The 23,459-nt window shown below is 64.4% G+C and carries 20 protein-coding genes; 10 read left to right on the plus strand and 10 right to left on the minus strand.

Annotated elements, in window-relative coordinates; translation table 11 throughout:
• Positions 1–58 precede the first annotated feature (58 nt).
• Positions 59–901: a class II aldolase/adducin family protein gene (locus RS901_RS22080; protein WP_316155876.1), complete on the minus strand. Its 843-nt coding sequence runs from the start codon at positions 899–901 to the stop codon at positions 59–61.
• 150 nt (positions 902–1,051) lie between these two features.
• Between RS901_RS22080 and RS901_RS22085 the strand changes: the two genes are divergently transcribed.
• A complete protein-coding gene (locus tag RS901_RS22085; RefSeq protein WP_316155879.1) occupies positions 1,052–1,969 on the plus strand; it encodes a LysR substrate-binding domain-containing protein in 918 nt (305 codons plus the stop codon).
• 498 nt (positions 1,970–2,467) lie between these two features.
• On the opposite strand, the gene RS901_RS22090 is transcribed toward RS901_RS22085, so the two are convergent.
• The 8 genes from RS901_RS22090 to RS901_RS22125 all read right to left on the minus strand — a co-directional run bounded on the left by RS901_RS22090 (position 2,468) and on the right by RS901_RS22125 (position 11,557).
• A complete protein-coding gene (locus RS901_RS22090; protein WP_316155881.1) occupies positions 2,468–3,703 on the minus strand; it encodes an adenylate/guanylate cyclase domain-containing protein in 1,236 nt (411 codons plus the stop codon).
• A gap of 214 nt (positions 3,704–3,917) precedes the next feature.
• The gene (locus RS901_RS22095) at positions 3,918–4,862 is read right to left on the minus strand and encodes a SphA family protein (RefSeq protein ID WP_316155883.1); all 945 of its coding nucleotides are present in this window, start codon (positions 4,860–4,862) and stop codon (positions 3,918–3,920) included.
• Positions 4,863–4,905: 43 nt separating this feature from the next.
• Positions 4,906–5,685 carry a cyclase family protein gene (locus RS901_RS22100; protein ID WP_316155884.1) on the minus strand — a complete coding sequence of 260 codons (780 nt, stop codon included), beginning with the start codon at positions 5,683–5,685 and terminating at the stop codon, positions 4,906–4,908.
• 27 nt (positions 5,686–5,712) lie between these two features.
• The gene (locus tag RS901_RS22105; protein ID WP_316155887.1) at positions 5,713–7,311 is read right to left on the minus strand and encodes an NAD(P)/FAD-dependent oxidoreductase; all 1,599 of its coding nucleotides are present in this window, start codon (positions 7,309–7,311) and stop codon (positions 5,713–5,715) included.
• A gap of 98 nt (positions 7,312–7,409) precedes the next feature.
• On the minus strand, positions 7,410–7,934 hold the full coding sequence (locus tag RS901_RS22110) for a flavin reductase family protein (RefSeq protein WP_316155889.1): 525 nt from the start codon (positions 7,932–7,934) through the stop codon (positions 7,410–7,412).
• 76 nt (positions 7,935–8,010) lie between these two features.
• Positions 8,011–9,300 (minus strand): styrene monooxygenase/indole monooxygenase family protein, encoded by a 1,290-nt coding sequence (locus tag RS901_RS22115; protein WP_316155891.1) that lies wholly within the window; start codon positions 9,298–9,300, stop codon positions 8,011–8,013.
• Positions 9,301–9,380: 80 nt separating this feature from the next.
• Positions 9,381–10,169 (minus strand): SDR family oxidoreductase, encoded by a 789-nt coding sequence (locus tag RS901_RS22120; protein WP_316155892.1) that lies wholly within the window; start codon positions 10,167–10,169, stop codon positions 9,381–9,383.
• 308 nt (positions 10,170–10,477) lie between these two features.
• A complete protein-coding gene (locus RS901_RS22125; protein ID WP_316155894.1) occupies positions 10,478–11,557 on the minus strand; it encodes an AraC family transcriptional regulator in 1,080 nt (359 codons plus the stop codon).
• Positions 11,558–12,034: 477 nt separating this feature from the next.
• Here RS901_RS22125 and RS901_RS22130 point away from each other — a divergent pair, with 477 nt between their 5' ends.
• The 4 genes from RS901_RS22130 to RS901_RS22145 are packed head-to-tail and all read left to right on the plus strand — an operon-like array spanning position 12,035 to position 15,287.
• Positions 12,035–12,712 (plus strand): esterase, encoded by a 678-nt coding sequence (locus RS901_RS22130; protein WP_316155896.1) that lies wholly within the window; start codon positions 12,035–12,037, stop codon positions 12,710–12,712.
• Between the two features lie 51 nt (positions 12,713–12,763).
• Positions 12,764–14,386: an ATP-binding protein gene (locus RS901_RS22135; protein WP_316155898.1), complete on the plus strand. Its 1,623-nt coding sequence runs from the start codon at positions 12,764–12,766 to the stop codon at positions 14,384–14,386.
• Between the two features lie 59 nt (positions 14,387–14,445).
• Positions 14,446–15,039, plus strand: coding sequence for a sigma-70 family RNA polymerase sigma factor (locus tag RS901_RS22140; RefSeq protein ID WP_316155900.1), 594 nt, complete (start codon positions 14,446–14,448; stop codon positions 15,037–15,039).
• Between the two features lie 41 nt (positions 15,040–15,080).
• Entirely contained in the window at positions 15,081–15,287 is a 207-nt protein-coding gene (locus RS901_RS22145) for a zf-HC2 domain-containing protein (RefSeq protein ID WP_013953980.1), read from the plus strand.
• 52 nt (positions 15,288–15,339) lie between these two features.
• Here the strand turns inward: RS901_RS22145 and RS901_RS22150 are convergent, their stop codons facing one another.
• Entirely contained in the window at positions 15,340–15,684 is a 345-nt protein-coding gene (locus tag RS901_RS22150; protein WP_316155905.1) for a hypothetical protein, read from the minus strand.
• 286 nt (positions 15,685–15,970) lie between these two features.
• Here RS901_RS22150 and czcI point away from each other — a divergent pair, with 286 nt between their 5' ends.
• The 5 genes from czcI to RS901_RS22175 all read left to right on the plus strand — a co-directional run bounded on the left by czcI (position 15,971) and on the right by RS901_RS22175 (position 23,457).
• The gene (gene czcI, locus RS901_RS22155) at positions 15,971–16,345 is read left to right on the plus strand and encodes a cation efflux protein, CzcI family (protein WP_316155907.1); all 375 of its coding nucleotides are present in this window, start codon (positions 15,971–15,973) and stop codon (positions 16,343–16,345) included.
• 94 nt (positions 16,346–16,439) lie between these two features.
• Entirely contained in the window at positions 16,440–17,711 is a 1,272-nt protein-coding gene (locus tag RS901_RS22160) for a TolC family protein (RefSeq protein ID WP_316155910.1), read from the plus strand.
• 16 nt (positions 17,712–17,727) lie between these two features.
• Positions 17,728–18,987, plus strand: coding sequence for an efflux RND transporter periplasmic adaptor subunit (locus RS901_RS22165; protein ID WP_316155912.1), 1,260 nt, complete (start codon positions 17,728–17,730; stop codon positions 18,985–18,987).
• A gap of 13 nt (positions 18,988–19,000) precedes the next feature.
• Positions 19,001–22,177, plus strand: coding sequence for a CusA/CzcA family heavy metal efflux RND transporter (locus tag RS901_RS22170; protein WP_316155913.1), 3,177 nt, complete (start codon positions 19,001–19,003; stop codon positions 22,175–22,177).
• A gap of 155 nt (positions 22,178–22,332) precedes the next feature.
• Positions 22,333–23,457: a cytochrome P450 gene (locus tag RS901_RS22175; protein WP_316155916.1), complete on the plus strand. Its 1,125-nt coding sequence runs from the start codon at positions 22,333–22,335 to the stop codon at positions 23,455–23,457.
• The last annotated feature ends 2 nt before the right edge of the window (positions 23,458–23,459 follow it).

A 23,459-nucleotide genomic window follows, 5' to 3' on the forward strand; every position in this document is an offset into this window, starting at 1 on the left:
GGGTTGGGGCCTGTTGCCGAGGCCGCGTCAGTGCGGCCTCGGCGTGCGATGCCGGTGCTTAATCGAACATGTCTGGCTGGGTCGCGCGCAGGTGGTCCCAGATCGGCTGGAAATGCAGCCAGCCAATGTAGTCGCTGCCGACGTGCTCGCGGCTGTAGCGGGCGCGCTCGGGCGTTACCAGGCGGGGCGTAATGCCCGTCGCCTCGATCACCAGTTGCTGCTTGCAGCAACGTTCAAGGGCGATGAACCAGAAGGCCGCCGCTTCAATGCTGTGGCGGCTCGCCGTAAGCAGGCCGTGATTCTGGTGAATGGCCGCCTTGACGCCCTTGAATGCATTGGCCACCTTGTGGCCGCCTTTCACTTCCACGGCTACCTTGCCGGCCTCGTCGCCAATCACTACGTGATCTTCGTAGAAGGCCGCTGCATCCTGCGTGATCGGGTCCAGTCCCTTGCCCAGCGAGGCAAACGCCGTGCCGTACTCGGTGTGCGCGTGGCACATGGCAACGATGTCCTGGTGCATTTCGTGCACCGCGGCGTGCAGCACAAAGCCGGCGCGATTGATGGCGTAGTCGCCTTCCACCACACGGCCCTCGTGGTCGGCACAGATGAGGTTCGAGATATTCACCTGTGCAAAGTGAACCGCCATCGGGTTGGTCCAGTACAACTCCGGGTGCTCAGGGTCGCGCACCGTCAGGTGGCCGGCGAAGCCGTAGTCGAAACCTTCCAGCGCAAATGCGCGGCAGGCCGCGACCAGGCGCTCCTTGCGATGCTGGCGCTCTTCGGCAGGCGTGGCGAATTTCGGAACGGACGGATAGATCAGCCCCATCTGTTCCGGTTGGTAGATGGAGGTGCGCTCCTTGTCGTTGAAGACCTGCGGGGCGCGCTCAATTACTGCTGCCATGTCGACTCCTCGGTAGAAATGTGTAGGAACTGGTTGGTGTTCGCAGGACGCGCCTTGCATGTTTGCGGAAGGCTGCGCTACGCCTTCATAGTCGCCGCCGGGGAGTCGGTTGACAAACGATGGGTGTTCATGAAAGCATGAACCACATTCATGTATAAAAGCTCTGCCATGAGACGTGTTCCAAACTTTGTGCTGCTTCGCGCCTTCGAGGCTGCAGCGCGCCTAGAGAGCTTCACGCTCGCCGCCAAGGAGCTTCACCTGACGCAATCGGCGATCAGCCACCAGGTCAAGGAGTTGGAGGAGTACTTTGGGCGAAGGCTTTTTGACCGGCGCACGCGGCGCGTTGAGCTGACACCGGAAGGCAAGCGCCTGCAGGAAAGCCTGTCGCGTGTTTTCGATGTGATCGAGGCCGCCTGCAATGAGGTCGCGCTCGCGCCTCAGTCGCAAGTGCTTGCGGTCTATTGCGCCCCCAGTTTTGCCGTGAAATGGCTCGGCCCTCGGTTGCCGCAGTTCATGCAGACGCATGGCGACATCACGATCCGGCTGTCGTCGGGGGCCGAAGCCATCGACCTGACGCACGCACGCGAAGTGGACGTTGCCATTACCTACGGTTCGGCGCATTCCCGCGCGGGACTGATCGTTCGTCCCTTGGGAATGGAGCGCATCCTCCCGCTATGTTCGCCTTCGCTGATCGATGCAAACGAGCCCTTGCACACTCAGATGGAGAAGCTTCCACTGATTGATTCGCAACTGAGCCGGGTGACGTGGGCAGACTGGTTTGGTGCAAACGGCATGATCTGCCCGACGCGACCGCGGGCGTCATTCGACCGGGGGGCGCTTGCCATCTCAGCAGCGGTCGATGGCATGGGCATCGCCTTGGAAAGCATCCGGCTTGCGGAGAGGGAGCTGTCAAAGGGAGACCTGATTGCACTGGGAGAGGAAGAGTTCGCGCACATTGCGCGTGAGACCCATTTCCTTTCTTACCGGCAGAACGAAGCGCATTTGCACAAGGTCGGCGCATTCGTCCAATGGCTGCTCGAACAGCTTGGCGTGCAAGATCATGCGTAGCGCGTTCCTCGTGAAGGCCATCGAAGGGTGCCATGAAGCGCTACCCGGCCGATTCGCCAGAAAGTAGATCGAGAACGGCCATTCGTTTCGTCGCGCCAAAAGGCCGTTCCTGGCTGCCGGTCTGTCCGCGCGCGGCGGAGCCGGCTGTTACTCAAAAAAAACCGGAATGTGTGTAAGAAGTTAATTTCCAGCGAGTGCACTTCTCGTAAGAACTTTGGTAGTGGGATCCTGCCGACGACGACGAAAAATCAAGGACTTGCGAGAAATTTAGTCAGAAGTTAATTTGCACGACTCATTGGACCTCGGACATTCGCTGAGTCAGGCTTGGCGACATGCCTGGACTTAACACTATTGTTCTGCGCCGCCCTGGAGCAGGCTGGGCAGCATCCAATCGTCGTGTTCACGCATGGGCATGCCTTTGCCGGTGCATGGCTGAAGGCCGAGGAGTCCACCACAGCAAACGAGTGAGGCTGAAGGAGCTGATGTAAACAACTATCGCTATAGCGCCTCGCGGCGGCCAGTCAGGAACCAGGTATGCACTGCACCGACCCCCTTTGCCACGATGATGCCGCGTTCTTCGAACTGAAAGGATTCTCCCAATCGATTGCGAGTTGCGTCGGTAACTTGAATCCGTCCAGCCAAACTATGGGACTCCATCCGACTAGCAGTGTTGACGGCATCGCCCCATAAGTCGTAAATGAACTTGCGCTTACCGATAACGCCGGCCACGACCGATCCACTATTGATGCCAATTCGCATCCGGAGGTTATAGCCGGTGCGTCGATTGAACAGTCTGAGCGCGTCTATCATGTCCAGTGCCATGTCGGCAGCTCGGACAGCATGGTCAGAAACCGGTTCCGGTAGCCCAGCTGCTGCCATGTAAGCGTCCCCGATCGTCTTGATCTTCTCAAGTCCGCGGCGATCCGCGATTGTGTCGAATTCGGTGAAGATCTCATTGAGCACTGCGACCAGGCGCTCGGCGCTCATGCCCACCGAGAAACGGGTGAATGCCACGATGTCCGCAAACAAGACCGTCACTTCCGGGAAGCTGTCGGCTATGACTTCAGGAATGCTGTTGGCTACGACTTCCGGACGTGCCTTTAGTCGTTCAGCTATCGGAGAGGGCAGCAGGTTCAAAAGCAGCCGCTCTGAAAGCTTTTGCTCGACCATGAGTCGATCGTAAAGACTCTGAAGTTCATCGCGCTGACGGCAGATCAGATCCCAGCTGGCTTGAAGCTCTTCGTTCTTTCGCGCAAGCGCTGCCTCGGTGCGTTTCTTTTCCGTGATGTTGCGCCCTTCAGGCAGCAGGAACACCACCTTGCCATCTGAGTCTCTAATAGGCACTAGCGAGAAGTCGACAATGATCGTCTCCTCGCCCATCTTTTGGCCGTATACCTCAAAGTCACCGCGGACGAACTCGCCTTGGCTTGCGCGCCGGATCAGCTGTTGCAAGACGCGCTGGGTCTCCGGAGAGATGACCCACCATCTTGCCTCCCAGAATGGCATTCCGCGAATGTCATCCATTTGAATGCCGATTCCCTCGAGCGCTGCGCGATTGATCTCGAGCATCTTGCCGTCGACGTCTAGCAGGCCGACAAACTGGTACATTGCGTCCAGCATGATGCTTGCTAGCTTGGCTCGCTGGGTTTGGAAGTCGTCTTGTGCGGAAAGCGTTACATCTCGCACCCGAATTTGCGGGCTGGCCGAGAACAGCTGGCGGCTAATAAGGGCCATGCTTCACCTCTTCCGCTCCGCCGTAAATTCATACAGGAGTCAGCCTAACGGGCTGGCTTTCGACGGCAGGGCTTTTGCTATTGGAGCATATCTGCAACGGCGCGGCACGCCCTGACCGGCAGGCCACGTTGCCGTTCGCACCGAGGCGAAAAATCAGCGCCGCCTTCTCGCATGGCTACAGAAGCACAGCACAGGGCCGCGCGGGCCCATTCCGTCAGAATGCGGTGACCACCTTGACCCAGAACTTGTCGCCGCCAAACCGGTTCCTGGCATACGCTTCATGCTGCCATTGGGTGATGAAACTAGTTCCCTTGGCGTTGGTGTAGGAGACGCTGGGGCCGATAGCCAGCACCTCGCCGCGACGGCCACGGCTCCACACGCCAGGCACTTCTGGCACCACGGCGCCGTTGAACTTGTCGTCCGTGACCTGTTTCAGGTAGTACCCGCTCAAGCCGATAGTCCACGGGCCGATGTGCTTGCCCAGGGCGTAATCGACGTGCAATTCCTGTCCGGACTGGTAGCTTCCTGTCATGCCGCCGAAGTTGGAGTCCTTGTTCTTCCCCTTAATGTTGTACATGAACTTGGCAGAGATTTCCCAGCCACTCTGGTTCAGCCAGGTGAATGCCGCAACTGGCTCGAAGGCCCAGTAGTTCGCGCCGATGCTGGCCCTGGGATCATTCCGGTCGTAGCGGCCCGTGGGCACGTAGATGTCCAGACCCGTCGTGACATGCCAGTTCGCGCCATGCCAGCCGAGCACTATCGGGTCGATCGTGATGTCACCCAGGCCGGTGGCGTTGCGACGGCCGCCCATCTGGGGCAAATTCATGGACTGGTAGACGAGCGGAACGATGGCCTGCATGCCCCAGCTCGCGCCAAGAAGCGTGATGTTGGTGACCTTTACCACCCGCAACGCGTCGAACCAGGCGTCAACCTTTGCAGGATTGCCGGCGATGTTTGCGTTGTCGCCGTTGCCGTCTTTGAGCTTACCGCCGTAATAGCCGGTGTAGTTGAGGAAATAGGTGCCGGGCGGGGGCAAAGCTCCCGACATCCAGCTTTCAGCTCCATTGGGATACTGGTCTGCGCCCTCCTTTGCGAGAGCCTGATTGCCGACTAGCGCAAGCGAACCGGCCAGCATGGCCGAGATTGCTCGTTTCTTCACTTCGTTCTCCTCCTTTTGTGGTGATGGGCGGGTTAGCGGAATATCAGCCGGGAATAAGAGCCAGGACGCGAAGCGGGCTGCCGGAACCGTCCTTGATCTTCAGCGGGGCAGCGACAATCAATGCACCCTGCGGCGGGAGTTGGTCGAGATTGGTCAGGCATTGCAGACCGTAGCGGTTGTTGCCGTGCATGAGGTAATGGCACGGGAAAGGGAACTCCCAGCCATAGGACTGGCCCGCGTCCGTGCCAATTGCTTCGACGCCAAATCCATGGACATCGCGCTCTTCAATCATCCACTGGACGACGCCCAGGTCAGGGCCAGGCGTGTGCATGCCGTCGTCACGCGCATTCAGGTACGCCTCGGGACTATTGCGCTTGGACCAGTCGGTGCGCATCAGGACCCAGGAGCGCGCAGGGATGCGGCCATGCCGTGCTTCCCAGGCTTTGACGGCGTCGACAGTGAGCAAGTAGTCCGGGTCTTCCGCGGCCTCCTTCGAGCAGTCGATGACGCAGGCGGTGGCGAAGAATTTTTCGGCAGGGATGGTGTCGGTCGTATTGTCCGGCAAGTCCTTACCAGAGATCCAATGGACTGGTGCGTCGAAGTGGGTCCCGGTATGTTCGCCGCAGGAGAAGTTATTCCAGTACCAGTTCGGTCCGCGATCGTCGTAGCGCGAGATGGTTTCTTGCCGGAAGGGCCAGGTCTGGCCCATCTCCGGAGGCAACGAGATGGTCGGAAATTCAGAGCTCAGGGTCTGCGTCAGGTCCACCACGCGGATGCGGCCGGATAGCAGGTCTGCTGCAAAGTGGGCGAGGCTGGTGCTCATGGTTGTTGTCTCCTGTGGTTGCTTCACTTATGAGTTAGATTTCGACCGTCTCTTTGCGAGCGCATTTGCGACGTGGTAACCGGAGGTACCGCCAAGACCGGGGCCTGGATGGGTCGAGGCGCCGATGTGGTGCAGATGTTTAACCGGGGTAGCGTGATCCTTGACGCCAGGGACCGGACGCCAGAACATGAACTGGTCGATGCTGCATTCGCCGGAATAGGGATCGCCGCCGACGAGGTTGACGTTCATCGACTCAAGATCCGCCGGGGAGAGGACCGTACGCCCGACGACGCTCGCCTTGAGATTTGGAACCTGGCGAGCAATGCGGTCGATAATCCGGTCGGCGTAGCGCTCACGGAGTTCGGCGGTCCAGCGACCATCCGCGGGAACAGCGATCTCTCCAAGAGCATCGCCTTTGACTTGACGCGGACACTCCGGAACCTGAATCCAGAGCACCCAGCCTCCGGCCGGGCTTCTGGAAGGGTCGACAGCGCAAGGCTGGGCAACGCAAATCGTGCCTTCGGCTGGAAGCAGGCCTCGCTCTGCTTCGCTGACTGCCCTGGAGACACCGTCCAGACCCGAGGTAAGGTGCAGGTAGATGACGTCGCGCAGACGTTCTTGGGGCCAGTCCGGAGGGGCGGACAGCGCCAAATGGATCTGCATGTTCCCCTTGCCGTAGCGGTACTCGGCTGCCTGCTGACGTAGGCCAGGGGGAACGTGCTTGGCGGCCAGTAGCTTTCCGTAAAGCTGGCCTGGCGTGACGTTGCAGATGATCTCCTTGCCCATGAATACGCGGTTGTCCCGCGTCCTTACGCCGCGCGCCGAACCGCTCTCGACCAGGATGTCCTCGACGTCGGCATTAACGTGGAAAGCACCACCCCGGCTCTCGATGATCCTGCGGAAGGCGTCGACAGTACGGGCATTGCCTCCTTGGACGATAGGCAGGCCAACCGCCTCCAGCGTGAAGGCGACGACCTTTCCCATCAATGCAGACATGGCGCTTTCCGGGCCAAGGCCTGTATGCAGTACCCAAGGCGCGAGCAGCGCCTGGACCAGGTCGGATTTGACCCGGGTCTCCAGCCAGCTGCGGCAACTCATCAGGGCAGGGGAAAAGAAGGCGACGGTGTCATGCACGCCTTGTTTCCACAGGCGGCCGGCCACGGTCTTTGCAACACCGGCACTCCACAGTTCGTTGCCAAGCAGCGAGAACACCAGGCCGGAGTTTTGCTCGACCTCTTGCATGGCGGCCTGAAAGGCATCACCGTCGCCGCTTGCCAGTGTATTGAAAGTGCTGACATTGCGCTCACAGGACGTGCTCAGAATCAGCGAACGGTTATCGGGCAACAGTACGCCAGTGGGCGTACTGTTATTGCGGTAGCTGAGCCCTGCCTGATGAAGTTCATCCTTCAGCTCCGCGTAGCCCGGCGACGTGACAAACAGCGGATGTGCCGTGGACAACGTGTCGTGGAGATAGCCCGGTGCATTCAGGGTCTCTGTGCGAATGCATCCGCCCAGCGTGCCATTGCGTTCCAGCACGCAGACACGCTTGCCGCGTCTGGCTAGAACGGCAGCGCAGACGAGCGAATTGATACCACTGCCGACAATGACGGCGTCATACGTACTCATTGGACTATCCCGGGGGCAAGGATAAGAGGTGGGCAAATACGTTCGGTCGCGGCGTGGGCCAGCTTCCTTCAGACGGATTGCCGTGTGCGGTACCGGAATCAGGTCGCGGCGATGTATTCGGTGCGGATCAGCTCTGACAGCTCGGTAAGAGCGTTAGCGGTACGCGTGTAGTTTCCCTTGTAGAAGAGCAGGGATTCCCGATCCGATGTGTCAAAATGCTGGACCTCGCCCAGGAAGATGATGTGATCGCCGCCGTCATACTGATGCGTGTTGCGGCATTGGAATACCGCTGCGCAACCTGACAGGACAGGCGAGCCATCGATGCCATCCGTGCAGGGGACGCCCGAAAACTTGCCTTCCGCCCCGCGTGCGAAGCGGTTGGACACGTCTTCCTGGTTGGATGCCAGAATATGAATCACGAAACTTCCGGTGTTCTGGAATGCACCGAGGCTGTAGGACTTCTTCGCCAGGCTCCAAAGCACCAGGCGCGGCTCCAGCGATACGGAGCTGAAACTATTAACAGTCACGCCCCACGGTTCACCATCGGGGGTGCGGGTCGTGACGATGGCTACACCCGTGGCAAAGCGGCCGAGGGCATTCCGAAATTCGCGAACGTCGGTCATGGTTGTCTCCTGTCGCCTGCTCAACCGTTGCACGGTGAGCAGACTGCTTGCTTTCGTGTGGGTGACTTTTTTTGCCTCAGGCGGCCTTGGATTGCGACTCTTCAGCGATCCAGGCCTCGGTGGCTTCCTCGTTGAACCAGTAGCTGCCATAGTCACGCGGATCGTTGAATCCGTTGGCGATGCGCTGGGCGATGCGCGGCGCGTGCTGCGCTGTGGCCAGCAGTTTGACGATGTGGTCCGGCGGCGGGAAAAGCAGGGAATTTGTCCAACGGATGACCGGTTCGGCATAGCCTTCGTAAAGGCCGTCGAAGGTCTGCTGCATCCATGCCTTATCGAAGGGTTTGTCCCCATGGCGCAGGATGGCCTCGAAATAGTGCAGGGCGCCCTTGGTGGCATTGTTCGAGCCCTGGCCGGTGATCGGGTCGTTGACCATGACCGCGTCGCCGAGCCCCATTACAAGCCGGCCGGAAGGCAGGGAAAGGGTAGGGTTGCGCACGGTCGGGGTGACGCGTCCGCTCAGGATCCCATTGGCATCGGTGAGTTGTACATTGGCACAGCGCTCGCTTTCCCACGGCAGGTAGTCGCGCAGGATGCCCAGGCAGACATCCAGATGCTGGTCGGCGGACTTGACGTCTGCCCAGCGGTCCATCGGGCCGCCAGGAATGGCTTCGAAGACCATGATGTCGCAGGCTTGAGTTTCGCAACTGCCCTGGGTGGTAAGGGCCGGGAAGACAAAGTACTCGCCGATGCCGGGAATCAGATTAAAGTTGACGCACTCAAAGGGACCACTGCGCTGCATGCCCGTCACGTAAGCCAGTGCCAACTGGCGTTGGGGATGACGAACAGGCGAGCGTGCATCATTGCGTGTCAGCAGATTGACGATCTCTCCCTTGCCACCGGCCAGGAGAACAAGATCATGACTTCCGGCCAAGGCTTCAAGCTGGGGAATCTCGACATTTTCGATACGCAGAATGCCGCCACGGCTTTCGAACTCCGCCATCCAGCCGGGCATCTTTACACGTTGATCAACAGACTGGGCGTAGGCATTCAGGCGGGCGCGCCAGTGGATGGCAACTTCGCCCTTGCCGTCGTCGGTAGGGATGGTCAGGCCGATGCCGTCCACCGTGGGGCACTGCCTTTCCCATTGATTCATCCGGAAATTGCGCTCGATCTGGAGTGCTTGGTCGAAGATGCACTGGGACGACATCACTTTGCCGCTCCATACCTCGTCAGCGGTGCGGTTTGTCACTAGCGTGACCTCATAGCCTTGATCCAGCAGGCCGCACCCGAGCAATAGTCCTGCCTGACCCGCGCCAACAATCGCAATCTTGCGCGGCGTGATCTTGTCGATGGAATGGGGGATCATGTGTCTCTCCTGTGGGATTGTCTTTTGTGCAATTCACTTAGTGCCGGGCGAACCGAGGTCGCCCGGAATCACCGGCCGGTTTATGCCGTCAGCCGGTTGATGGCTGCTTGCCGACCCTCGGGGCCGAGGGCGCCGTATCCGCCGTCACATGCATAGTCGGCGCCGGTAACAAACGCGGAAGCATCTGACAGGAGGAAGCGAACCACTTGCGCGACTTCTTCTGGCTTGCCGAGCCGGCCGAGTGGGTGGAAATCTGCGGCGATACCGTCGGCTTTCGCCTTGTCGCCGCCGCTCAGCGCGCTGATGACGGAGGACCACGTCCAGCCCGGCGAGACGGAGTTGACTCGAATGTTGTCCGGGGCTAGATCCAATGCGGCGCTACGTGTGAATTGCTGCATCGCTGCCTTGGTAATCGGGTACAGCCAGCGCCCCGACTGCGCCACGCCCGCGGAGATCGAGGCAAAGTTGACGACCGCTCCGCCGCCGCGCTTTTTCATCTCCGGCACGCACGCCTTCAGCATCATCGCCGCGCCGACGACATTGACGTTGTAGGACTCCAGCCACTGCTCGCGCGTGGATTCGGCACCGTTATCCACGTAGGTGCAGGCGCAGTTGACGAGCAGGTCGATGCCACGGAAGGTCTCCATGGTGTCGGCGATACAGGCAGCGATGTCGGCATCGCTGGTCACGTCCACGGCCACATAGCGGCAGCGCTCCGGATGCCGCTCGGCAACATTGCGACCGCCTTGCTGGTCGATGTCGACGACAACGACGTTGGCGCCAGCCGAGACCAGGGCCGATACCACTGCCTCGCCAATCATCGTTGCGCCACCGGTGACGATCGCCGTCTTGCCTTCGATTCCTTGCATGTCCGTCTCCACTTGTTGTATTGGCTCGCATGTAGCCATGTGCAACGTAGTTTGGTGTAGCGGTGATGACGCTGCTATCCACAATTCGCCGGCCAATATCCAGATAACGAGCCGTCGCTGGCGGACCGGGAAAAGGAGGCGGTGGAGTCAGGAAAGGGTGGGGCGGCAGCGTTGCCGGATGGCCCGGCGGCGTGCAGGTATCCGTTCACCCGCGAGCGCGGGCTGGCGTTGTTGTATCAACCACTGCAAGGCAGTGAAACGGGTCGATGCCGCAGGGGTATTGCGAGGTCTAGAGAGCCCGCGGATTTTCAACGCCCGGCATCGCTGACGTGGCGCTCCGCTGCACCCCTGCGCAGGGTCGCCGACGGAGAAACGCCGAAGCGCTTCTTGTAGTAGGCCGCAAACCGGCCGAGATGCGTAAAGCCAAAGCGATATGCAATATCCGTGATGGAGGCCTGCTCGGCTCCGGCGGCAGCAAGCAACGCTTGTCGGACGCAGTCCAGTCTGGCATCCCGCAGATAGGCTAACGGCGTCGTATTGAGATGGCGGCGAAAGCCTTCCTCCAGCGCCCGGATACTCACGCAGGCGACTTGCGCCAGGTCGGCGACGGTCAGCGGTGTGTCGGCATTCGCGCGGACATAATCTATCACCCGCTGCATATGACGTGGCCTGGCGGGCTCGGCGCTGCGCGCAAGGAGATAGGTGTGGGTGTGCGGTTGAAGCAGCAGCAGCGTCCGCAGCAGGTAGTCCTCCATCGACGCCACCGCGGCCGGAAACTGGAGCCAGTTGGTGCCGTGCTGGTCGATATTCCTGGTAAGGTCGAGTACGGACTGGCTCCATGGACTCGAAAGTCCAGCGTGCTGGGGCAGCGCCGGATCGAATGAAAGGGGCCCGCTGGGATCGCGCCCGGTCAGCAATGCGAAACGTTGCTCGATGGCTTCCTTCTGGATCCAGAGTAAGACTTGCGCACAATCCTCATGCCATTGCATTCGGGTTGGGGTGTCTGGACTCAGCAGGCTGGCGGTGCGGACGTCGGAAAGTATCTCCTGCGAGCCACACTTGATTTCGGCATGGCCCGCAACCGGGATCTGGGCGAGATAGAAGTGCTCTAGGCAGCCAGGGTCGATCTCTACATGGGCGCCATAGGCAAGGAAGTTGAGTGCGGTCTCATGCAGTCGTACCAGATTGTGCTGGACGTGCAATTGCTGCAGTGCACCGACCACTCGCAGTTCATGCGGGCAAAATACCGAAGCGATCTTGCCCTGGGCCTCCTTCACATCCTCGGAGCGGAATGAGGGGTAGTTCGCCAGCATGCCTTGCGGCGCGCAGTTGTGGTCACGCGCCGGAGAAGACGGTATGTCGGCGGGTGACTGGGGGGCGGTCTGCATCGTCTCACTCCTGCAGGATTGCAGCGTGCCTGGCTCGCCTGCGAAGCGAAGGAAGCCCGCGCAATCAGTTACTTTATACCTAAACTTCCTGCGCGCGCCAACAAGGCGGCCGGGCTGCCCTGTTGGCCGACCGCCAGGGAATCTCTGCGTGATCGTCGCCACGCTCTCTTCTTGTCCATATAGTTTAGGCATAAAAATATGATTATGGAAATATGCTCCTCGATTCGACGCGGGTAATCCGGTCGGCGCCTCGACGGGAGGCGCAGGGGGCAGATGCCGCTGGCGGACCTGATGCAGGACATCCTGCGCGAGGACGGGGATATTGGGCGGCATTCCTCGCTGCTGGAGAACCAGGAATAGGACGGGTGCTGGCTTGCTTGCGGAGGAGGGAGTGCGCCGTCGGTCTTCGGAGTTCGTGGTCCATATTTAGATATGTGATATACAATATATTAAGTATGCGTAACGCCTCCTGCCGCCATGCTCGATCCCTCGCTGTTCGGTCGCCTGTCATTCACCCACGCGGATCCCGTCGACGGCCCGCTGCCACCCGGGCGTAGCCCGCTGGGCGTGGCCGCGGAGCGCGATGCCGTGCTGTTCGTTCCGGACGGCCTGCCGGACAGCGGGCCGGTGCCGCTGCTGGTGATGTTCCACGGCGCGGGCGGGTTTCCGGAAAAGGTGCTGCCGCATATCGAGCCGCATGCGCAGCGCCACAAGTTCCTGGTACTGGCGCCGCATTCGCTCTACCCGACCTGGGACATCGTGATCGGCGGCAACGGTCCCGACCTGGAGCGGCTGCACCAGGCGCTGACCGCGGTGACATCGCGCTATCGGGTCGACCCGGGCCGGCTTGCCTTTGCCGGCTTCTCGGACGGGGCCAGCTACGCGCTGTCGGTCGGCATCACCAACGGCGACATTGCCAGCCATGTGATTGCGTTCTCCGGCGGCTTCATGTCGGTGTTCATGCAGGAGGGCGCTCCCAGGGTGTTTGTCGCGCACGGGCTGGCCGACGAGCAACTGCCGGTTGCCACTAGCGGCCGCGCCCATGCGGCCAGGCTGAGGGCCGCGGGCTACGACGTGCAGTACGTCGAGTTCGATGGCCTGCATGTCATCCATCCGCCCGTGGTCGAGCGCGCGATCGACTTCTTCCTGCAGTGAAACCCCGGCCGCTGGCCGGCGCGGCCACGCCATTCAACGGGAGTGCGGTACATGGATTTCGAGATTCCGGAGGCGCTGATCCATCCCCTGCTGGCGATGATCGAAACCGGGTCGCCGCTGGCGCGGCAGCTGCAGGAACACGGCGTCTGCCACGGCAATATGCTGGTGTCGAGCAAGCTGTTCGATGCGCAGTCGCTGGGCTCGCTCTACACGCTGAGCAAGACGCAGAACGAGCGCGCGCTGATGTTCCAGATGCTGGCGCTGGACAATGTCTACAACGCGCCGCAGGCGCGCGTGATTCCGGGGCTGGACCAGCTGGTGGCGGGGCTGGCCGCCTACCTGTCGCGCGATGCCATCGATGGCTGGCTGTACCAGCGCAGCCGCGACGGCGTGCTGCTGCCGTGGCTGGTGCGCCGGATGCGCTATGTGTCGCCCGAGCAGGGGATGCCTTATGTGGTGGTGGACATGCTGGCCAACACCATGCAGTCGGCCAACTCCACGCTGACCGACCACCACCTGCGCCGCTCCGGCATGACCACGTCGATGGTGATCACCCGCGACGACATCGCTAACCGCACCATCCCGGAGTTGCTGGCCGAGTTCGGCTTCTACAAGGAGTGCGCGGAATTCCGGCACGAATACGAGCAGCAGGCGCAGCGCTTCGTGCGCTACCAGCGCCGCTTCGGCGCACAGTTTGTCGCCACCCGCGCGGCGTTCTCGCTCGATGCCAAGGGACCCGCCGAGCTGACGCCGATTGCCGACGCCGCGGGCGCGCGCTGCGTGAATGATGAGGAACGGCTGGAGCGCCGCTTCGAGATGACCTGCGACCCGGCGTTCTGGCGCGATGCCGGGGTCATGGAGGGCTTTGAGCGCGTGCCGCTGCATGGCTACGTGCACCTGTTCCACCTGGAGTGGCATCGCAATATCTGGGTGCATGTGCAGCACCTGACCGAGTATCGCTACCAGCCGGCCCTGCGCGACAAGCTGGTCCTGCCCGCGCATCACCGCGACCTGATCGATATCCTGACCTCGCACATGGACATGCTGGTGCCAGACTTCGTGCCCGGCAAGTCCGGCGGCACCACCATCCTGTGCCAGGGCGCCCCAGGCCTGGGCAAGACGCTGACCGCGGAGATCTACGCCGAGGTGGTGGGCAAACCGCTCTACCGCGTGCACTCCGGGCAGCTGGGCACCACGGCCGCGTCGGTCGGTGCCACGCTGATGACGATCCTGCGCCGGGCCATGCGCTGGAACGCAATCTTGCTGCTGGACGAGGCCGACGTCTATATCCGCTGCCGCGACAACGACCTGGAGCACAACGCCATCGTCGCGGAATTCCTGCGCACGCTGGAGTACTTCAACGGCCTGCTGTTCATGACCACCAACCGCATCGGCGACGTCGACGATGCCATCCTGTCGCGCTGCATCGCCACCATCCATTACGAGACGCCGTGCAAGGAAGACGCCATGCGCCTGTGGCGCCTGCAGGCCGCGCAGTTCGGCGCGGACCTGGGCGACGGGCTGGTCGATGCGCTGACCGCCGCCTACCCCAAGGCGAGCGGGCGCGACATCAAGGAGCTGCTGAAGCTGGCGACCCGCTACGGCAAGGCCAAGGGAATTCCGCTGTCGGAAGACGTGTTCCGGCTGTGCGGGCAGTTCCGCGGGATAGGGTAAGGCGCCGGTGCGCGGGTATCATGGGCCATCTGTCCAGGCAACCGCGCCCCCAATCCCCGATGAGCCTCGATCCCGCCGAACTCCAGGCCATGCGCCCCTACCTGCTGCGCTTTGCCCGCCTGCAGCTGCGCGATGAGGCAGTGGCCGAGGATGCCGTCTCGGAAACGCTGCTGGCGGCGCTGGAGCACCCTGAGCGCTTCGCCGGCCAGTCAACGCTGCGCACCTACCTGGTTGGCATCCTCAAGCACAAGATCATCGACACCCTGCGCAGCGGCAAGCGTGAGGTCAGGCTGGCGCTGGCCACCGATGCCGAGGGCCAGCCGCAATCCGACGACGACGCCTTCGACGCGCTGTTCACGCGCAACGGCCACTACCAGGACCCGCCGTCCGACTGGGGCAACCCGGAACGCGCCTTTGAGCGCCGCGAGTTTTTCGAGATCCTGCAGCTTTGCGTGGACCGCCTGCCGGAGCGCACCGGCCGGATCTTCATGATGCGCGAGTGGCTGGAGCTGGACACCGAAGAAATCTGTCAGCATTTGCAGATCAGCGCGACCAATGCCTGGGCGATGCTGTACCGCGCCCGCATGCGCCTGCGCGAATGCCTGGAACTGCACTGGTTCGGCCAGCGCGGCCGGCCCGGCAAGGCCGGTTGAGCCCGGCCCCCGCCCATGCAACGGATAAGCCACTGAGCAACATGCCAGATTCCCGCCCCTCCCGCCGCCTGCTGCCGAACTGCGAAGAAGTCCACCATCTCACCATGAAGGGCCTGGACCGGCCGCTGTCATGGGGCGAGCGGCTGCGCATGCGCGCCCACCTGGCGATCTGCGACGCCTGCACCAGCTTCAGCGCCCAGATGCGGACCCTGCGCGAGGCCATGCACAGGCTGGGGCGCGACGAATGACAAAAGGCCAGCGCTTGCGCTGGCCTTCTTGCTGGCTGGGTGCCGGAATCGCTCAGGCGCGCGCGCCTTCCCCGTAGGGGTCGAAGCCGCCGGCGCGGCTGCCTTCGGTAAAGGTGTCGAAACTGCGCGACGGCGATGCCGACACGCCGCTGCGCTCCAGCCCGGCCAGCGTGCGGGCGCCGTCTACAAACGGATCGGCCTTGCCGACGCGGGCGCCTTCCGTGAACACATCATGGCTGCGGAACTCATAACCATACTTGTCGCCCGGAACAGTGCTGCGGAAGCTGTAGCCGTACTTGTCGCCGGGAACTTGTTCGGCGGCGGTGGCGGCTTGCGCGGCGCCCAGGGCGGCCAGCGACAGGAGCAGGGCGGTAGCGAGGCGGGTGGTCTTGGTCATGATGGTTCTCCTTGAGGTCGTTGAATTTGTCAGAAGGCTTTGCGTTGTGTGCGTGCCGTTCATGTACAGAACTATAGGAGCGCCATCGATACGGAAGCAGGTCAGTTGCCGGACAAGTTATTCAAAAAAATTGAATTAACAGGCGAGGGCGGAAACGACCCGTGGCATGACGCAAATGTAATGACCCCGTCGCCGGAATGCCCGGCGCGGCTCGGTTAAACTTGCGGCTCGCTGCAATCCCCCCGTCGCCTGATGCCAGGCGGCCAGGGCAGCTGCCACTTCCCTTATGCAACGGCTCATCCTCATCCTTCTTGCGCTCGTCCTGCCGCTCCAGTTCGCCTGGGCGGGAGCCGCCGCGTATTGCCGGCATGAGGTGGCGGCTCCGGCCAAGGCCCATTTCGGGCACCATGAGCACCAGCACAAGGCCGACAGCGGCAAGCAGGACCAGCCCGCGCAGAAGGCGCAGGACAAGGCCAAGCTCGGCCTGCCCGATCCAGACTGCGGCGTGTGCCATATCGCTTCGCTGCCGTTTGCACGGGCCGACGCGCCCGACGTACACGCCATGCGCCGGGTGGAACTGGCGCCACCGGCGCCGCAGCCCAGCTTCTCTTCGCACAGTGCGCGGGCGCCCGACCGTCCGCAGTGGTCGCGTCTTGCCTAGCCGGCGAGACGACGCTTCCATTTCCTGATCTTCCTGAGTTCCTGACGTCAGGCGTCTCGCCGAATTCCCCCGGTTTCTTTCCTGGTGCAATTCGATGCGAAGACTTTTGCTGCCGCTTGGGCTGGCGGCCGTTCTATCCAGCCCGATCCATGGCGTTGCGCAGACGCCGCCCCCTGCCATGGCGCAGCCATCGGCATCCTCGCCGGCCCCGGGCCAAGAGCCTGCCGGCACGCTGACCCTCGACGCCGCGCTGGCGCTGGCCGAAGCCGGCAGCTTCGCGTTGTCCGCCGCGGGCAAGGAGCTTGACGCGACCGAGGGCGATGTCACGCAGGCGCGCGTGCTGCCCAATCCCGAACTGGCCTTGTCGATGGAAGACACGCGAAAGGCCACGCGCTCCACCACCGGCCAGATCAACCTGCCGATCGAACTCGGCGGCAAGCGCGCCGCGCGCATCGGCGTGGCCGAGCGCGGGCGCGAGCTGGCACAGGCCGAGCTGGGCGGCGCACGCGCCGAGCTGCGCGCTGCGGTGATCGCGCGCTTCTTCGGCGTGCTGGTGGCGCAGGAACGCGTCAAGCTGGCCGAAGGCTCGGTCGGCATCGCCAGCAAGGCGGCCGCGGCGGCGGGGCGGCGCGTGGCCGCCGGCAAGGTCGCGCCGCTGGAAGAAACACGCGCCAGGGTCGAACAGGCCAATGCCGAGCTGGAACTGGCCGAGGCCACCGGCGCGCTGCAATCCGCACGTCAGTCGCTGGCCGCGCTGTGGGGCAATGCCGTGCCGCACTTTGCGCAGGCGCAGGGTGACCTTGACGCACTGCCCTCGCGCCCCGCGCCGGCAGCGCTGCAAGCGGCGCTGGAAGACTCGCCGCAGCTGGCGGCCAGCCGCCTCTCCGCCGAGCGCAGCCGCGCCGAAGTCGCCGTGGCGCGCAGCCGCCAGTACCCCGACGTGACCGTGAGCCTGGGCGCCAAGCGCGACAACGAGGCCAACCGCAATATGGCCGTGCTGGGCGTGGCGATCCCGCTGCCGCTGTTTGACCGCAACCAGGGCAACCTCTACGCCGCATTGCGCCGGGCCGACAAGGCGCAGGACACGCACGCGGCCACGCGCATCCGCCTGGTGGGTGAGCTGCAGCAGGCGTCGACGCAGCTGTCGGTATCGCGCGCCGCGGCGCAGATGCTGCAGGCCTCGGTGCTGCCCGCGGCGGAGCAGGCCTATGCCGCCGCCTCGCGCGGGTTCGAGGCCGGCAAATTCAATTTCCTCGATGTGCTGGATGCCCAGCGCACGCTGTTCCAGGCGCGCATCCGCTACCTGGACGTGCTGGCCCGCACCTATGACGCGGCGGCCAGCATCGACCGCATCCTCGGACACTGATACGGAAGCTGCAGACATGGCAATGAGCAAGCAACAACGGGCCGCGGTGGTGGCCATCCTGGTCGCGGGGCTGCTGGGCGGCGCGGCGATCCTGTTCACCGGCAAGGGCGGCAGCGCCACCGGCGAGGCCGGGCACGGGCATGCCGACGAGCACGAACATGGCAAGGAAGGAGGCAAGGCGGCCGTGCACGCTGACGCCAGCGCCCCCGCGGCGAAACCGGAAGCCGAAGGCAAGCCGCACCTGATCGCGCTGACGCCGGCGCAGATCCAGCAGGCCGGCATCGGCATCGCCACTGCGGCCGCGGCGCCGCTGCGCAGCAGCGTCGATTTCCCCGGCGAGATCCGCTTCAATGAAGACCGCACCACGCACGTGGTGCCGCGCGTGGCGGGCGTGGCGCAGGCGGTGCCGGCCAACCTTGGCCAGCAGGTGCGCAAGGGCGAAGTGTTGGCGCTGCTTGCCAGCACGACGCTGGCCGAGCAGCGCAGCGAGCTGCTGGCGGCGCAGAAGCGCGAGGCGCTGGCGCGTGCCACCTATGCGCGCGAGAAGACGCTGTGGCAGGAGAAGATCTCCGCCGAGCAGGATTACCAGCAGGCCCGCACGGCGCTGGAGGAGGCGCAGATCGCGGTGCAGAACGCGCGGCAGAAGCTGACGGCGATTGGCGCCACGGAGAACAGCACGGGCAAGGGCGGCAGCCTGAACCAGTTTGCGCTGCGTGCCCCGTTCGATGGCATCGTGGTCGAGAAGCACCTGGCGCTGGGCGAAGCGGTCCAGGAAGCCACCAGCGTCTTCACCGTCTCCGACCTGAGTTCGGTGTGGGCGGAGTTCGTGGTGTCCGCGCGCGACCTGGACCAGGTGCGCGTGGGCGAAGCGGTCACGGTGCGCTCGAGCGCCTCGGACACGCAGGCCGAGGGCAAGGTGTCCTACGTAGGCGCGCTGCTGGGCGAGCAGACGCGCACGGCCAAGGCGCGCGTGACGCTGGCCAATCCCGGCATGGCGTGGCGCCCGGGGCTGTTCGTCACGGTCAGCGTGCTGGGCGCGCCGGCGCAGGTGCCGGTGACGGTGGCGGCCGACGCGGTGCAGCAGGTCGACGGCAAGAGCGTGGTGTTCATCGCCGTGCCGGGCGGGTTTGCGGTGCAGCCGGTCAAGACCGGGCGCGCCGGCGGCAAGCTGGTGGAGGTGACCGAGGGCCTGCAGGCCGGCGCCCGCTACGCCGCGGCCAACAGCTTCATCCTCAAGTCCGAGCTGGGCAAAGCCAGCGCCGGGCATGAGCACTGAGCGGGAGGCACGCATGTTTGAACGCCTGATCCGCTTTGCCATCGAGCAACGCTGGCTGGTCCTGCTGGCGGTGCTGGGCATGGCCGCGCTGGGCCTGTACAGCTACACCCGGCTGCCGATCGACGCGGTGCCCGATATCACCAACGTGCAGGTGCAGATCAACACCGCCGCGCCGGGCTATTCGCCGCTTGAGACCGAGCAGCGCATCACCTATCCGGTCGAGACCGTGATGGCGGGCCTGCCCGGGCTGGAGCAGACCCGCTCGCTGTCGCGCTACGGGCTGTCGCAGGTGACGGTGATCTTCCGCGACGGCACGGATATCCACTTTGCCCGCCAGCTGGTCAACCAGCGCATCCAGGAAGCGCGCGACAAGCTGCCCGCCGGCATCACGCCCGCGATGGGCCCGATCTCGACCGGGCTGGGCGAAATCTACCTGTGGACGGTCGAGGCCGACCCCGGCGCGCGCAAGCCGGACGGCACGCCCTATGCGCTGTCGGACCTGCGCGAGATCCAGGACTGGGTGATTCGCCCGCAGCTGCGTAACGTGCCCGGCGTGACCGAGGTCAATGCCATCGGCGGCCATGCGCGCGCTTATGTGGTTGCGCCCAGCCTGGAGCGCATGGCGTCGTACGGGTTGTCGCTGGCCGATGTGGTGAGCGCGCTGGAGAAGAACAACGACAACGTCGGCGCCGGCTATATCGAGCGCCGCGGCGAGCAGTACCTGGTGCGCGTGCCGGGGCAGGTGCGCTCGCTCGACGATATCCGCGACGTGATCGTCGGCACCGCGCAGGGCCAGCCGATCCGCGTGCGCGACGTGGCCACCGTGCAGACCGGCGGCGAGCTGCGCACCGGCGCGGCCACCGAGAACGGCCGCGAGGTGGTGCTGGGCACCGTGTTCATGCTGATCGGCGAGAACAGCCGCACGGTCTCGCAGGCGGTGGATCGCAAGATGGCCGAAATCAACCGCACCCTGCCGAAGGGCGTGAAGGCCGTCACGGTGTACGACCGCACCACGCTGGTCGACAAGGCCATTGCCACGGTCAAGAAGAACCTGCTGGAAGGCGCGGTGCTGGTGATCGCCATCCTGTTCCTGTTCCTGGGCAACCTGCGCGCGGCGCTGATCACCGCGCTGGTGATCCCGCTGTCAATGCTGTTCACCTTCACGGGCATGGTGCATTACCGCATCAGCGCCAACCTGATGAGCCTGGGCGCGCTGGACTTCGGCATCATCGTCGACGGCGCGGTGGTGATCGTCGAGAACTGCGTGCGCCGGCTGGCGCATGCGCAGGAGCGCCACGGCAGGCCCCTCACACGCAGCGAACGCCTGCATGAAGTCTTTGCCGCGGCGCGCGAGGCACGCCGGCCACTGCTGTACGGGCAGCTGATCATCATGGTGGTGTACCTGCCGATCTTTGCGCTGACCGGGGTCGAGGGCAAGATGTTCCACCCGATGGCCTTCACCGTGGTGCTGGCGCTGCTGGGCGCAATGGTGCTGTCGGTGACCTTCGTGCCGGCGGCGGTGGCGCTGTTCATCGGCAACCGCGTGGCCGAGCGCGAGAACCGGCTGGTGGCCTGGGCGCGCCGCCGCTACGCGGTGCTGCTGGAGCGCTCGCTGGCCGCGACGCCGGTGGTGCTGACGTTTGCCGGCGTGGCGGTGGCATTGTGCCTGGCCATCGCCACGCGGCTGGGCAGTGAGTTCGTGCCCAGCCTGAACGAGGGTGACCTGGCGATCCAGGCCTTGCGCATCCCCGGCACCAGCCTGACGCAATCCGTGGCGATGCAGCAGCAGGTGGAAACCGCGCTGAAGGCCAAGTTCCCGGAGATCGAGCGCATCTTTGCGCGCACCGGCACCGCGGAGATCGCCTCCGACCCGATGCCGCCGAATATCTCCGACGGCTACATCATGCTCAAGCCTGTTTCGCAATGGCCCGAGCCCCGCCGCACGCGCGACGAGCTGATCGCCGCGATCCGCGATGAGGTGGGCAAGCTGCCCGGCAACAACTATGAGTTCTCGCAACCGATCCAGCTGCGCTTTAACGAGCTGATCTCGGGCGTGCGCTCCGACGTGGCGGTCAAGGTGTTCGGCGACGACAACGCCATGCTGGAACAGACCGCCAACCGCATCGCCGCAGTGCTGCAAGACATTCCCGGCGCGGCCGAAGTGAAGGTGGAGCAGACCACCGGGCTGCCGATGCTGACGGTCCAGATCGACCGCAACAAAGCGGCGCGCTACGGCCTGAACCTGAGCGATATCCAGGATGCGGTGGCGATCGGCATCGGTGGCAAGGTGTCGGGCACCTTCTTCAGCGGCGACCGGCGCTTCGACATCGTGGTGCGCCTGCCCGATGCCGTGCGCGAGGACGTGGAAGCGCTGCGGCGCCTGCCGGTGCCGCTGCCGAAGGAAGCCGCCTCGCGCACCAGCTATATCCCCCTGAGCGAAGTCGCCAGCGTGGAGATCGCACCGGGCCCCAACCAGGTCTCGCGCGAGAACGGCAAGCGCCGCATCGTGGTCAGCGCCAATGTGCGCGGGCGCGATATCGGCAGTTTCGTGCCAGAGGCCGAGGCCGCCATCCGCGCGCGCGTGCAGATCCCGGCGGGCTACTGGACCAGCTGGGGCGGCACCTTCGAGCAGCTGCAGTCCGCTACCGCGCGGCTGCGCATAGTAGTGCCGCTGGCGCTGGGGATGGTGTTCGTGCTGCTGTTCGCCATGTTCGGCAACGTCAAGGACGGGCTGCTGGTCTTCACCGGCATCCCGTTCGCGCTGACCGGCGGCATCCTGGCGCTATGGCTGCGCGGCATTCCGCTGTCGATCTCGGCGGCGGTGGGCTTTATCGCGCTGTGCGGCGTGGCGGTGCTCAACGGGCTGGTGATGCTGTCGTTTATCCGCTCGCTGCGCGAGGACGGTCATGGGCTGGATGCGGCGATCCGCGATGGGGCATTGACGCGGCTGAGGCCGGTGCTGATGACGGCGCTGGTGGCTTCGCTGGGCTTCGTGCCGATGGCCCTGGCCACGGGCACGGGTGCCGAGGTGCAGCGCCCGCTGGCAACGGTCGTCATCGGCGGCATCCTGTCGTCGACGGCGCTGACCTTGCTGGTGTTGCCGGTGCTGTACCGGCTGGCGCACCGGAACGACGAGCCGGCGACGGAAGCGGCGCAAGGGGAAGGGGAGCTGGCGCGAGTGGATGCGTGAAGACGCAGGGTGCGGCGGTGTTGCGCCATTGCATTCGATAGTTCATGTCACCATGAACCTTTGGCCTGCGCCACAGCGGCATGATGCGACTGTCCGCCCGCCCACGGGCGCTGGGTTCACTGCAAGGGCCCAGCACTTCAATCTACTGTGCCGCCATGCCCGATACCAATATCGACCCGCTCAGCGCCGTCACCCGTCCCGACCCGTACCCGTACTACCGCGAGCTGGCCGCCAGCCAGCCATTCTTCCGCGATGACCGCCTGGGCCTGTGGGTCGCCGCCGGCCCACGCGAAGTGGCCGACGTGCTCGCCCACCCCGACTGCCGCGTGCGGCCGCCCGCACAGCCGGTGCCGCCCGCGCTGGCCGGCACCGCCGCCGGCGAGCTGTTCGGCCGGCTGATCCGGATGAACGACGGCGCCGCGCACTCGCCGCTCAAGGCCCTGCTGATGCCGATGCTGGCGGGCATCGACCCGGCCGCCGCGGCGCAGCGCGCAACGGTGCTGGCGACGGTGCTCGATGCCGGCGCAGCGTCCCGGGCCGCCATGTCCGGCGAGCGCATCAATCGCTGGCTGTTCGCGCTGCCGGTCATCACGCTCGCCGACCTGCTTGGCCTGCCGGTTGCCAGCGAAGGCAGCAACGCAGCCGAAGTCGCACAACGCGTTGCGGCCTTTGCCGGCGCGCAGTCGCCATTGGCCGATGCACAGGCCGTGCACACTGGCGCCGAGGCCGCTCAATGGCTGGGCCACTGGCTTGCAGGTGTGGCGGCCGGCGCAGGGCCGCTGCCGGCGCTGCGGCAGGCCGCCGGTGCCGTCGGCATCGACGCGCAGGCTGTCGCCGCCAACATCATCGGCCTGCTGGTGCAGGCCTGCGAAGCCACCGCGGCGCTTGCCGGGAATACGCTGCTGCGGCTGGGTCGCGACACGCCGCAGTCAGAGCTGCCGCTCGATGCCGTGGTGGCGCGGGTCGCCCGGGAGGATCCGCCGGTGCAGAATACGCGCCGCTTCCTGGCCGCCGATGCGCACCTGTGCGGCCACGCCGTCAAGGCCGGCGATGCGGTGCTGGTGCTGCTGGCCGCGGCGTCGTGCAGTGGTGCCGAAGCCGGCGAACGGCCATGGACCTTCGGCCACGGCCGCCATGCCTGTCCCGGCGACCGCCTGGCGCAGGCGCTGGCTGCCGCCACGGTGGCGGCGCTGCGTGCGCGCGGTGCCGATGCGGCCGCGCTGGCGCAGGCATTCCGCTATCGTCCGTCGCTGAACGCGCGTATTCCGCATTTCCATTGATC

It is taken from the genome of Cupriavidus sp. BIC8F (assembly GCF_032465815.1).
GTDB classification, from domain to species: Bacteria; Pseudomonadota; Gammaproteobacteria; order Burkholderiales; family Burkholderiaceae; genus Cupriavidus; species Cupriavidus necator.

Bases quoted from the DNA above. Each gene is read 5' to 3' on its own strand.
- RS901_RS22080 (WP_316155876.1), bottom strand. From the start codon at position 901: ATGGCAGCAGTAATTGAGCGCGCCCCGCAGGTCTTCAACGACAAGGAG.
- RS901_RS22085 (WP_316155879.1), top strand. From the start codon at position 1,052: ATGTATAAAAGCTCTGCCATGAGACGTGTTCCAAACTTTGTGCTGCTT.
- RS901_RS22090 (WP_316155881.1), bottom strand. From the start codon at position 3,703: ATGGCCCTTATTAGCCGCCAGCTGTTCTCGGCCAGCCCGCAAATTCGG.
- RS901_RS22100 (WP_316155884.1), bottom strand. From the start codon at position 5,685: ATGAGCACCAGCCTCGCCCACTTTGCAGCAGACCTGCTATCCGGCCGC.
- RS901_RS22105 (WP_316155887.1), bottom strand. From the start codon at position 7,311: ATGAGTACGTATGACGCCGTCATTGTCGGCAGTGGTATCAATTCGCTC.
- RS901_RS22110 (WP_316155889.1), bottom strand. From the start codon at position 7,934: ATGACCGACGTTCGCGAATTTCGGAATGCCCTCGGCCGCTTTGCCACG.
- RS901_RS22115 (WP_316155891.1), bottom strand. From the start codon at position 9,300: ATGATCCCCCATTCCATCGACAAGATCACGCCGCGCAAGATTGCGATT.
- RS901_RS22120 (WP_316155892.1), bottom strand. From the start codon at position 10,169: ATGCAAGGAATCGAAGGCAAGACGGCGATCGTCACCGGTGGCGCAACG.
- RS901_RS22125 (WP_316155894.1), bottom strand. From the start codon at position 11,557: ATGCAGACCGCCCCCCAGTCACCCGCCGACATACCGTCTTCTCCGGCG.
- RS901_RS22130 (WP_316155896.1), top strand. From the start codon at position 12,035: ATGCTCGATCCCTCGCTGTTCGGTCGCCTGTCATTCACCCACGCGGAT.
- RS901_RS22135 (WP_316155898.1), top strand. From the start codon at position 12,764: ATGGATTTCGAGATTCCGGAGGCGCTGATCCATCCCCTGCTGGCGATG.
- RS901_RS22140 (WP_316155900.1), top strand. From the start codon at position 14,446: ATGAGCCTCGATCCCGCCGAACTCCAGGCCATGCGCCCCTACCTGCTG.
- RS901_RS22145 (WP_013953980.1), top strand. From the start codon at position 15,081: ATGCCAGATTCCCGCCCCTCCCGCCGCCTGCTGCCGAACTGCGAAGAA.
- RS901_RS22150 (WP_316155905.1), bottom strand. From the start codon at position 15,684: ATGACCAAGACCACCCGCCTCGCTACCGCCCTGCTCCTGTCGCTGGCC.
- czcI (WP_316155907.1), top strand. From the start codon at position 15,971: ATGCAACGGCTCATCCTCATCCTTCTTGCGCTCGTCCTGCCGCTCCAG.
- RS901_RS22160 (WP_316155910.1), top strand. From the start codon at position 16,440: ATGCGAAGACTTTTGCTGCCGCTTGGGCTGGCGGCCGTTCTATCCAGC.
- RS901_RS22165 (WP_316155912.1), top strand. From the start codon at position 17,728: ATGGCAATGAGCAAGCAACAACGGGCCGCGGTGGTGGCCATCCTGGTC.
- RS901_RS22170 (WP_316155913.1), top strand. From the start codon at position 19,001: ATGTTTGAACGCCTGATCCGCTTTGCCATCGAGCAACGCTGGCTGGTC.
- RS901_RS22175 (WP_316155916.1), top strand. From the start codon at position 22,333: ATGCCCGATACCAATATCGACCCGCTCAGCGCCGTCACCCGTCCCGAC.